At 68.6% G+C, this 9269-nt stretch carries 7 protein-coding genes and 1 pseudogene; 6 read left to right on the top strand and 2 right to left on the bottom strand.

What is annotated here, in order from left to right; genetic code table 11:
* The first annotated feature begins 84 nt into the window (after positions 1–84).
* The 6 genes from aroC (at position 85) to clpB (ending at position 7618) form a co-directional block, all read left to right on the top strand.
* A complete protein-coding gene (gene aroC, locus G579_RS0107160; RefSeq protein ID WP_028989633.1) occupies positions 85–1188 on the top strand; it encodes a chorismate synthase in 1104 nt (367 codons plus the stop codon).
* A 75-nt stretch (positions 1189–1263) separates the two neighbouring features.
* Complete coding sequence (locus G579_RS16440; RefSeq protein WP_051181082.1) at positions 1264–2427, top strand: MFS transporter; 1164 nt, start codon at positions 1264–1266, stop codon at positions 2425–2427.
* Positions 2428–2667: 240 nt separating this feature from the next.
* Positions 2668–2913 carry a hypothetical protein gene (locus G579_RS16435; protein ID WP_038018721.1) on the top strand — a complete coding sequence of 82 codons (246 nt, stop codon included), beginning with the start codon at positions 2668–2670 and terminating at the stop codon, positions 2911–2913.
* A gap of 11 nt (positions 2914–2924) precedes the next feature.
* A complete protein-coding gene (locus G579_RS16430) occupies positions 2925–4493 on the top strand; it encodes a S8 family peptidase (protein WP_051181079.1) in 1569 nt (522 codons plus the stop codon).
* Positions 4490–4945, top strand: a complete 456-nt coding sequence (gene mrtJ, locus G579_RS16425) for a JDVT-CTERM system glutamic-type intramembrane protease MrtJ (RefSeq protein ID WP_038018718.1) — start codon at positions 4490–4492, stop codon at positions 4943–4945. The genes G579_RS16430 and mrtJ overlap by 4 nt, the downstream gene beginning before the upstream one ends.
* Before the next feature lie 57 nt (positions 4946–5002).
* Complete coding sequence (clpB, locus tag G579_RS0107135) at positions 5003–7618, top strand: ATP-dependent chaperone ClpB (RefSeq protein WP_028989632.1); 2616 nt, start codon at positions 5003–5005, stop codon at positions 7616–7618.
* A 135-nt stretch (positions 7619–7753) separates the two neighbouring features.
* Here clpB and G579_RS19600 read toward each other — a convergent pair whose 3' ends face one another.
* Positions 7754–8656 carry a sensor histidine kinase gene (locus G579_RS19600; RefSeq protein WP_051181077.1) on the bottom strand — a complete coding sequence of 301 codons (903 nt, stop codon included), beginning with the start codon at positions 8654–8656 and terminating at the stop codon, positions 7754–7756.
* 29 nt (positions 8657–8685) lie between these two features.
* Positions 8686–9243: pseudogene (locus G579_RS19595) on the bottom strand (PAS domain-containing protein); the annotation flags it as partial.
* Positions 9244–9269: the final 26 nt, after the last annotated feature.

Raw genomic sequence — 9269 nt, 5'->3', positions numbered from 1 at the left:
CACGAATCACGAATCACGAATCACGAATCACGAATCACGAATCACGAATCACGAATCACGAATCACGAATCACGGCTATTAAGAATGCCTGGAAACAGTTTCGGAACGCTTTTCACCGTCACCACCTTCGGCGAGAGCCATGGGCCGGCCATCGGCTGCGTCGTGGACGGCTGCCCGCCCGGCCTGGCGCTCACGGCGGCGGACCTGCAGGTGGAGCTGGACCGCCGCAAGCCCGGGCAGTCGCGCCACACCACCCAGCGCCGCGAGCCCGACGAGGTGGAGATCCTGTCCGGCGTCTTCGAGGGCGTCACCACCGGCACGCCCATCGGCCTGCTGATCCGCAACGTGGACCAACGCTCCAAGGATTACGGCAAGATCAAGGACCAGTTCCGGCCCGGCCACGCCGACTACACCTACCTGCAGAAGTACGGCCTGCGCGACTACCGCGGCGGCGGCCGCTCCTCGGCCCGCGAGACGGCCACCCGGGTGGCCGCCGGCGCCATCGCCAGGAAATATCTGCGCGAGCGCCTGGGCGTGGAGATCCGCGCCTGGCTGGCGCAGCTGGGCCCGATCCGGGCCCAGCGCCTGGATTGGGACGAGATCCCCAACAATCCCTTCTTCTGCCCGGACGCCGAAGCCGCCGAGCGGATGGCGGCCTACATGGACGCCCTGCGCAAGGAGGGCGATTCCATCGGCGCGCGCATCAGCGTGGTGGCCAGCAACGTGCCCGTCGGCCTGGGCGAGCCGGTCTTCGACCGCCTGGACGCCGACATCGCCAAGGCGCTCATGAGCATCAACGCCGTCAAGGGCGTGGAGATCGGCGACGGCTTTGCCGTGGTGGAGCAGAAGGGCACCGAGCACGGCGACGAGATGACCCCGGCGGGCTTCCTCTCCAACCATGCCGGCGGCATCCTCGGCGGCATCTCCAGCGGCCAGGACATCACCGCCAGCATCGCCATCAAGCCCACTTCCAGCATTCGCCTGCCGCGCCGCTCCGTCGACATCCACGGCGAGCCCTGCGAGGTGATCACCACCGGCCGGCACGATCCCTGCGTCGGCATCCGGGCGGTGCCCATCGTCGAGGCCATGCTGGCGCTGGTGCTGATGGATCATGCCCTGCGCCAGCGCGCCCAGAACGCCGACGTGCGCAGCGGCACCCCGGTCATTCCCGCCAAGATCCCCGCCTGAACGCTTCCCGGCAGGTCTGCTGAAAAAACCGAGGTGTCTGTGTCATTTTTTCGGAGACCTGGCCGGGCCGCAGCGATGCCGGCGTCCGCTTCCGAGCGGGTACGCCTGTCCGCCTTCTACGGCGTCTACTTCGCCGGCCTGGGAGCCTTCGGGCCCTATTGGGGGCTCTATCTCGATTCCATCGGGCAGACGGCGCTGCAGATCGGCTTCCTGACCGCCCTGGTGCAGGTCACCCGGGTCTTCGCGCCGCACCTGTGGGGCAGCCTGGCCGACCGCACCGGCCAGCGCCAGCGGGTGGTGCACTGGGCGACGCTGGCCAGCGCGCTGTCCTTTGTCCTGCTGTTCTGGGGGCAGAGCTTTTGGTGGGCGGCGTTGGCCACTTTCCTGTACTCCTTCTTCGCCTCCGCCGCCCTGCCGCTGGTGGAGGCCACCACCCTGGACTGGGCGCGCCGCATGCAGGCCAGCTATGGCCGCATCCGCCTGTGGGGCTCGCTGGGCTTCATCGTCTTCGCGCTCGGGCTCGGCATCCTCATCGACGGCTTCGGGCCCCAGGCCTTTCTCGTCACTTGCACGCTCCTGTTCCTGGGGGCCTGGCTGGTCAGCCTGCCCCTGCCGCGCGGCGAGCCGCATCCGCACCACGCGGCCGCCGGGGAGTCCCTGGGCCAGCTGCTGCGCCGTCCCGGCGTGCTGGCCTTCTTCCTGGCCTGCGCCCTGGAGCAGGCCAGCCATGGCCCGTACTACGCCTTCTACTCCATTTACCTGCAGCAGCACGGTTTCAGCGGCGTCGGCATCGGCCTCATGTGGGCCTTCGCGGTCGCCTGCGAAGTGGGCTTTTTCCTTGCCAGCGACCGCATCATCGCCTATCTGGGTTTGCGAGCCCTGCTGCTGGGCAGCTTCGTGCTGACCACCGTGCGCTGGGTGTTGATCGGCCTGTGGCCGGGCCTGGGCTGGGTGATCTTCGCCCAGGCGCTGCACGCGGCCAGCTACGGCGCCTTCCATGCCGCCGCCGTCAATCTCACCTACCAGCAATTCCCCCCGGCCCTGCGCGCCCGCGGCCAGGCGCTTTACTCCAGCCTGGCCTTCGGGCTGGGCGGCGCCATCGGCGGGGCTTTGGCCGGCTGGACCTGGGGGCAGGCGGGCGGCGGAGCCAGCTACGCCGTGGCGGCCGTGCTCGCCTTTCTGGGGCTTTTGCTGGCCGCCCGCGCCACCGGCCGCATGGCGGTGGCGCGGGCCTTGTGAAACTTTCGGCGGATGGTTGGCGGTGCTGCGCCGTGGGCATACTGGATGCAGGATTAGAAGTGGTAACCAAAGATGGGAGGTCCTTTGCCTGACCGCCAGCAAGGCAATGACCCTGAACTGCGTTTGCTGATCTCGGGCCTTTGCCTGGTTTTGCTCCCCGCCTGCACGGCGCCATCCCCTTCACCGGATTTGGCCGCCTCTTCGAGTTCCGTATCCCCCGATCAACGAGAAAATGCGGCAATGGACGGCTCGCGCATCATCATCCGCTTCCAGGACGGCGTGTCCGTCGATGACGCGCTGCTGCGCGATCTGGAGCGCCGCGCCGGCGTGTCCCTGCGCTACGTCCGCCCCATGGCGGGCGGCGCGCACGTCCTGCGGCTGGACGGCCAAGTGCCGGCCGCGGTCATGGAAGAGGCGCTGCGACGCCTGCGGCAGGACCCGCGAGTGCGCTATGCCGAGCCGGACATTCGCCTGAAGACCCAATAGCGAGACCCCGCATGCACAATTCGAGAATCTGGATCGCCCTGCTGGGCCTGTTCGCCGCCTGCAACGGCGCCCTGGCGCAAACGCCGCTCAAGCAGCCGGGCACCGACCGGCTGATCGTCAAGTACAAGTCCGATGGCAAGTCCAAGCCCCAGTCGCTGGCCGCCGGGGCCTGGGCGCAGTCCATGAGCAGCACGGCCAACGTGGAGCTCAGGCACGTGCGCAATCTGCGCGGCGGCGCCGAGGTGCTGAAGCTGCCCCAAAAGATGGATCCCCAGGCCCTGGCGCAGATCCAGAGCCGCCTGGCCCAGCGTCCCGACGTGGCCTACGTGCAGCCGGATTACATCGTGCGGCCGATGGCGATCACGCCGCCCAACGATCCGTTTTACAACAATGTGGATCAGTGGAGCCTCTTTGCCGCGCCCGGCGCCAACGTGACCGGCGCCTGGGACCGCACCACGGGCAAGGCGGGGCAGGTGGTGGCCGTGGTGGATACGGGCGTGCTGCCGGCGCATCCGGATCTGCGCGGCAAGCTGCTGCCCGGCTATGACTTCGTCGACCTGGATGCCGATCCCACCGATCCCGGCGACGGCGTGGCCGCGGGCGAGTGCGGCGCGAACACCCCGGCCGAGCCCAACTCCTGGCACGGCACCTTCGTCAGCGGCATCATCGCCGCCAGCACCAACAACGCCGAGGGCATGGCCGGCATCAACTGGCAGGCCAAGGTGCTGCCGGTGCGCGCCCTGGGCAAGTGCGGCGGCTACCTGTCCGACGTGCTGAACGCCGCCGCCTGGGCGGCGGGACTGGACGTGAATGGGGTGCCCACGAATCCCAATCCGGCCAAGGTCATCAACCTGAGCCTGGGCGCCGAGGGGGCTTGCCAATCTGCGGAACAGGACGTGCTGAATCAAATTCGCGCCGCCGGAGCCACGGTGGTGGTGGCCTCGGGCAACGGCCCGGTCAACCTGGACAGCACCCCCTACACCCCGGCGACCTGTCAGGGGGTGCTCACCGTGGCCGCCACCGATCACACGGGCAGCCTGGCCCGCAGCTACTCCAATTACGGACGGGCGGTGGCCATCAGCGCGCCGGGCGGCTACTACGGCAGCGGTGGCAACGTGCGTGACGGCATTCTTTCCCTCTTCAAGGACAACAATACCGGGGCGTATACCTACGCCTACGGCCAGGGCACCAGCATCGCCGCCGCCCAGGTGTCCGGCGTCGTGTCCCTGCTGCTGGCCGTGCAGTCGGCCCTGAGCCCGGACGATGTCGCCAAGCTGCTGCGGGACTCCGCCCGGCCCATCGCTGACGGCTTCTGCGACACGGGCGCCTACTGCGGCGCGGGCCTGGTGGACGCCGCCGGGGCGGTGGCGCTTGCCGCCGACTACGTGGTGCAGAGCACGCCCACTAGCAGCGCGCCGCCGCTCGCCACGAGCAGCAGCGAGCCCGCCGCCGGCGGCGGGGGCGGATGCAGCATCGGACATGGCGCCGCGCCCGACCCGACCCTGCTGATGCTGCCGCTGCTCGCCTGGCTGGCGCAGCGCACGCTGGGCCGCCGGGGGCAGGCGGGCCGGCATTCTTGACCCCGGCCGCGGCCTGGGGGCTGCGCGGCTGCCGCGGCTTCGGGCGCGATCCGCTCTGGTGGGCCGCCTTGCTGGGCGGCCCTGTGTTCTGGCTCCTGTGGGCGCAGTGGCATCCGCCCGCCCGGGCGGCCCTGCCGCTCGTCTTCTGGTTCAGCGTGGTCCTGTGGCAGCCGATCCTGGAGGAACTCTTTTTCCGCGGCTTTCTGCAGGGGCGGTTCCTGCGCCAAGCCTGGGGCGCCAGGCGCCTGGGCGGCATCAGCGCGGCCAATGCGCTGACCGCCCTCATTTTTGCCCTTTTCCACCTCCTCCAGCACAGCCCCTTCTGGGCGGCCGCCGTCTTCATTCCCGGATTGCTCTTCGGTTGCTTGCGCGAGCGCAGCGGCTGCATTTATGCGCCTTTTGCCCTGCACGCTTTCTATAATCTGGGTTATTTCCTCTTGTGGCCGCCTTGAAAGCCCAAATCCGTGTCCCCATTTGCTCGGTAACGAACAATTTACGGAGCGCAAACCATGCGAATGGACAAATTGACCACCAAATTCCAACAGGCCCTGCAGGAGGCGCAGAGTCTGGCGTTGAGCCTGGATCACCAGCAGATCGAGCCGGCCCACCTGCTGGTGGCCTTCCTGGACCAGGAGGGCGGCATCGCCCGCGGCCTGCTGGCCAAGGCCGGCGTGGCGGTGGATGCCCTGCGCTCCAAGCTCGGGCGCGAGCTGGAGGGCCTGCCCAAGGTGCACGGCACGCCGGGCGAAGTGCACGTCTCCCGGGATCTCGGCAACATGCTGAACCTGGCCGACAAGATCGCCCAGCAGCGCGGCGACGCCTACATCGCCACCGAGCATTTCCTGCTGGCGCTGATGGAGGACAAGGGCCCGGCCGGCCGGCTGCTGAAGGAGGCAGGCGCCACCAAGGCCGATCTGGAGGCGGCGGTCAACGAGCTGCACGGCGGCGAGAAGATCAAGGACCCCAACGCCGAGGAGCAGCGCCAGGCCTTGGAGAAGTACACGGTGGACCTGACCGAGCGCGCCGCCCAGGGCAAGCTCGATCCGGTGATCGGCCGCGATGACGAGATTCGCCGCACCATTCAGGTGCTGATGCGGCGCACCAAGAACAACCCGGTGCTGATCGGCGAGCCGGGCGTGGGCAAGACCGCCATCGCCGAGGGCCTGGCGAGCCGCATCGTCAACAACGAAGTGCCCGAATCCCTGCGCGGCAAGCGCCTGCTGTCGCTGGATCTCGGGGCGCTGATCGCCGGGGCCAAGTACCGCGGCGAATTCGAGGAGCGGCTGAAGGCGCTGCTGAACGACATCGCCAAGGCCCAGGGCAACATCATCCTCTTCATCGACGAGATCCACACCCTGGTGGGCGCGGGCAAGGCCGAGGGCGCCATGGACGCCGGCAACATGCTCAAGCCGGCCCTGGCGCGCGGCGAGCTGCACGCCATCGGCGCCACCACCCTGGACGAGTACCGCAAGTACATCGAAAAGGACGCGGCCCTGGAGCGGCGCTTCCAGCCGGTGCTGGTGGACGAGCCGAGCGTGGAGGACACCATCGCCATCCTGCGCGGCTTGAAGGAGAAGTACCAGGTGCACCACGGCGTGCGCATCACCGATCCGGCCATCGTGGCGGCGGCGCAGCTCAGCCACCGCTACATCACCGGCCGCCAGCTCCCGGACAAGGCCATCGACCTCATCGACGAGGCCGCCTCGCGCCTGAAGATGGAAATCGACTCCAAGCCCCAGGAGCTGGACGAACTGGAGCGCCGCATGGTGCAGCTCAACATCGAGCGCGTGGCGCTGGAGAAGGAAAAGGACGAGGCCAGCCAGAAGCGGCTGGAGATCATCAAGGAGCAGCTGGCCGAGCTGCAGGCCAAGTACGACGAGCTGGAGCAGGTCTGGCAGGCGGAGAAGCAGGCCATCGAAGGCGCATCCCACATCCAGAAGGAGCTGGACCGCGCCCGGGTGGAGCTGGAGAACGCCCGCCGCGCCGGCGACCTGGAGCGCATGTCGCAGCTGCAGTACGGCGCCATCCCCGAATTGGAGCGCAAGCTGGCGTCGGCCCAGCAGGCGGAGGGCCAGGCCGAACAGGGCAGGGCGCGCCTGCTGCGCGAGGAGGTGACCGAGGAGGAGATCGCCGAGGTGGTGTCGCGCTGGACCGGCATCCCGGTGAGCAAGATGCTCGAGGGCGACCGCGAGAAGCTGCTGAAGATGGAGGAGCGCCTGCAAAGCCGCGTGGTCGGCCAGGAGGAGGCGGTGCGGGCGGTATCCGACGCCATCCGCCGCTCGCGGGCCGGCCTTTCCGACCCCAACCGGCCGATCGGCTCCTTCCTCTTCCTGGGCCCCACCGGCGTGGGCAAGACCGAGCTGACCAAGGCGCTGGCGGAATTCCTGTTCGACAGCGCCGAGCATATGGTGCGCATCGACATGAGCGAGTTCATGGAGAAGCACTCCGTGGCCCGCCTGATCGGCGCCCCGCCCGGCTACGTGGGCTACGAGGAGGGCGGCTACCTGACCGAGGCGGTGCGGCGCAAGCCCTATTCGGTGATCCTGCTGGACGAGGTGGAGAAGGCCCATCCCGAGGTCTTCAACATCCTGCTGCAGGTGTTGGACGATGGACGGCTCACCGACGGCCAGGGGCGGACCGTGGACTTCCGCAACACGGTCATCGTCATGACCAGCAACCTGGGTTCCGACCGCATCCAGGAGTACAGCGCGCACGGCAACTACGACGCCATGCAGGCGGCGGTGATGGACGTGGTGCGCAGCCACTTCCGGCCGGAGTTCCTGAACCGCATCGATGACATCGTCATCTTCCATCCGCTCCAGCACGCCCAGGTGCGCCAGATCGCCGCGATCCAGAGCGAGTACCTGCGCAAGCGGCTGCAGGCCCGGCACATGGATCTGACGTTCAGCGACGCCGCCCTGGAGCGCCTGGGCGCGATCGGCTTCGATCCGGTCTACGGGGCGCGGCCCCTGAAGCGGGCGATCCAGAAGGAGATCGAAAACCCTCTGGCCCAGGAGCTGCTGCGCGGCCGCTTCGTGCCCGGCGATCTCATCGAGGTGGACGTGGCCGGCGACGGCTTCACCTTCGTGCCCCATCGCGGCAAGGCAGAAATCGCCGCGGCTTGAGCCGTGCGCCCAGCCGCCCCCGGCCCCGCGCCGGGGGCGGTTTTTTACGCCGTGCCCCGCTGTCGCCGGCTGCAGGAGCGGGCTTGCCCGCGATCATCCATGCCCACGCCTGTGAAATCGCGGGCCATCCCGCGCCTACGACCCCATTCCCCCCAAGGTGAAGTAGAAGGTGGCACCCTGGCCGACGGCGCCTTCGGCCCAGATGCGGCCGCCGTGGCGGGCGATGATGCGCGCCACGGTGGCCAGGCCGATGCCGGTGCCGGCGAACTCTTCAGCCCCGTGCAGGCGCTGGAAGGCGCCGAAGAGCTTGTGGGCATAGCTCATGTCGAAGCCGGCGCCGTTGTCGCGCACGAAATAGACGGTCTGCCCGTCCTGAGCGAAAGCGCCGAACTCGATGCGGGCATCGGCCTGCTTGCCGGTGAACTTCCAGGCGTTGCCGAGCAGGTTTTCCATGGCGATCTGCAGCAGCCGGAGGTCGGCACAGGCCATCACCGCCGGCGCGATGACGAACTCCACCCGCCGTACGGGCTGGCTCGCGGCCAGGCCGGCGGCGATCCGCTGCGCCAACTGGCTCAAATCGATGCTTTCCCGCTGCAGCTCGCCGCGGGGCACCTGTGCCAGGCGCAACAAGTCGTCGATAAGCTGGCCCATGCGCTGGGCGGCGCCGCGCACCCGGTTCAGGTAGTCCTGCCCCGCATCGTCCAGCCGTTCGGCGTAATCTTCCTGCAGGATCTGGCTGAAGCCGTCAATGGCACGCAGCGGCGCGCGCAGGTCGTGGGACACCGAGTAGCTGAACGCCTCCAGCTCGTGATTGAGCGTGCCGATCTCCGCCAGCCGCTGCTCGAGCTGGGCATTCAGGCGCAGGAGCTGCTCCTCGGCCAGCTTCTGCTCCGTGCGATCGCGCAGGATCTTGGCGTAGCCGCGCAACCGGCCACGCTCGTCGCGCAGCGCCGTGAGCGTGCCCGAAGCCCAGAAACGGCTGCCGTCCTTGCGTAGCAGCCAGCGGTTGTCCGAGGCGCGGCCCGCGGCGCGCGCCATTCCATTTCCTGGGCGGGCACCCCGCTGCGGCGGTCTTCCGGCGTGAAAATGCGGTCGAGGCGGCGGCCCAGAACCTCGGCTTCGCCATAGCCCAGAATGCGTTGCGCCCCCTCATTCCAATTGATGACCCGTCCCTCCGGATCGAGCATGAAGATGGCGTAGTCCACGGCATTGTCCATCAGCAGGCGAAAGCGCTCCTCGCTGGCCTGCAAGCCGGCCTCCGTGGCTGGGGCAGACGCCAGCGCTTCGCCGCATTCGGCGAGAGCCAGAATCAGCAAGGGATTGCCCTGGCAGTCGAGACGCCCGAGGGCAATGTGCAGGCTGGTTCCGATCAGGTTCACCGTGAGTGCATCGCCGGCCGCGTGGCCGTCCAGTACGCGGCGGCCGCGTTCCGCGAGTCCGGCCACAGGCAGCAATGCCTCCAGGGGCCGGCCGCGCCACAGTCTGTGTTCCAGGGCAAGCAGGCGGGTGCAGTGGGGGTTCGCCTGGCGGGCCGTGAGCTTGCGGTCTGCGAGCAGCAAGCCGAAGGGTATGGCGTCGAACAGCCGGTCGGTGCAGAGGGAAAGCCCGGCGGGTTCCTCTTCCATCTTGAAGTGCCTCCGCGCTGGCGCGG

The organism is Thermithiobacillus tepidarius DSM 3134 (assembly GCF_000423825.1).
Classification (GTDB): domain Bacteria; phylum Pseudomonadota; class Gammaproteobacteria; order Acidithiobacillales; family Thermithiobacillaceae; genus Thermithiobacillus; species Thermithiobacillus tepidarius.
The sequence above is the reverse complement of the archived record's forward strand: the minus strand, read 5'-3'. Positions and strand labels throughout refer to the sequence as shown.

What these genes read in the sequence shown, in the direction of transcription:
- clpB (WP_028989632.1), top strand. Translation starts at nt 5,003, where the DNA reads ATGCGAATGGACAAATTGACCACCAAATTCCAACAGGCCCTGCAGGAG.
- aroC (WP_028989633.1), top strand. Translation starts at nt 85, where the DNA reads ATGCCTGGAAACAGTTTCGGAACGCTTTTCACCGTCACCACCTTCGGC.
- G579_RS19600 (WP_051181077.1), bottom strand. Translation starts at nt 8,656, where the DNA reads ATGGCGCGCGCCGCGGGCCGCGCCTCGGACAACCGCTGGCTGCTACGC.
- G579_RS16430 (WP_051181079.1), top strand. Translation starts at nt 2,925, where the DNA reads ATGCACAATTCGAGAATCTGGATCGCCCTGCTGGGCCTGTTCGCCGCC.
- G579_RS16440 (WP_051181082.1), top strand. Translation starts at nt 1,264, where the DNA reads ATGCCGGCGTCCGCTTCCGAGCGGGTACGCCTGTCCGCCTTCTACGGC.
- G579_RS16435 (WP_038018721.1), top strand. Translation starts at nt 2,668, where the DNA reads ATGGACGGCTCGCGCATCATCATCCGCTTCCAGGACGGCGTGTCCGTC.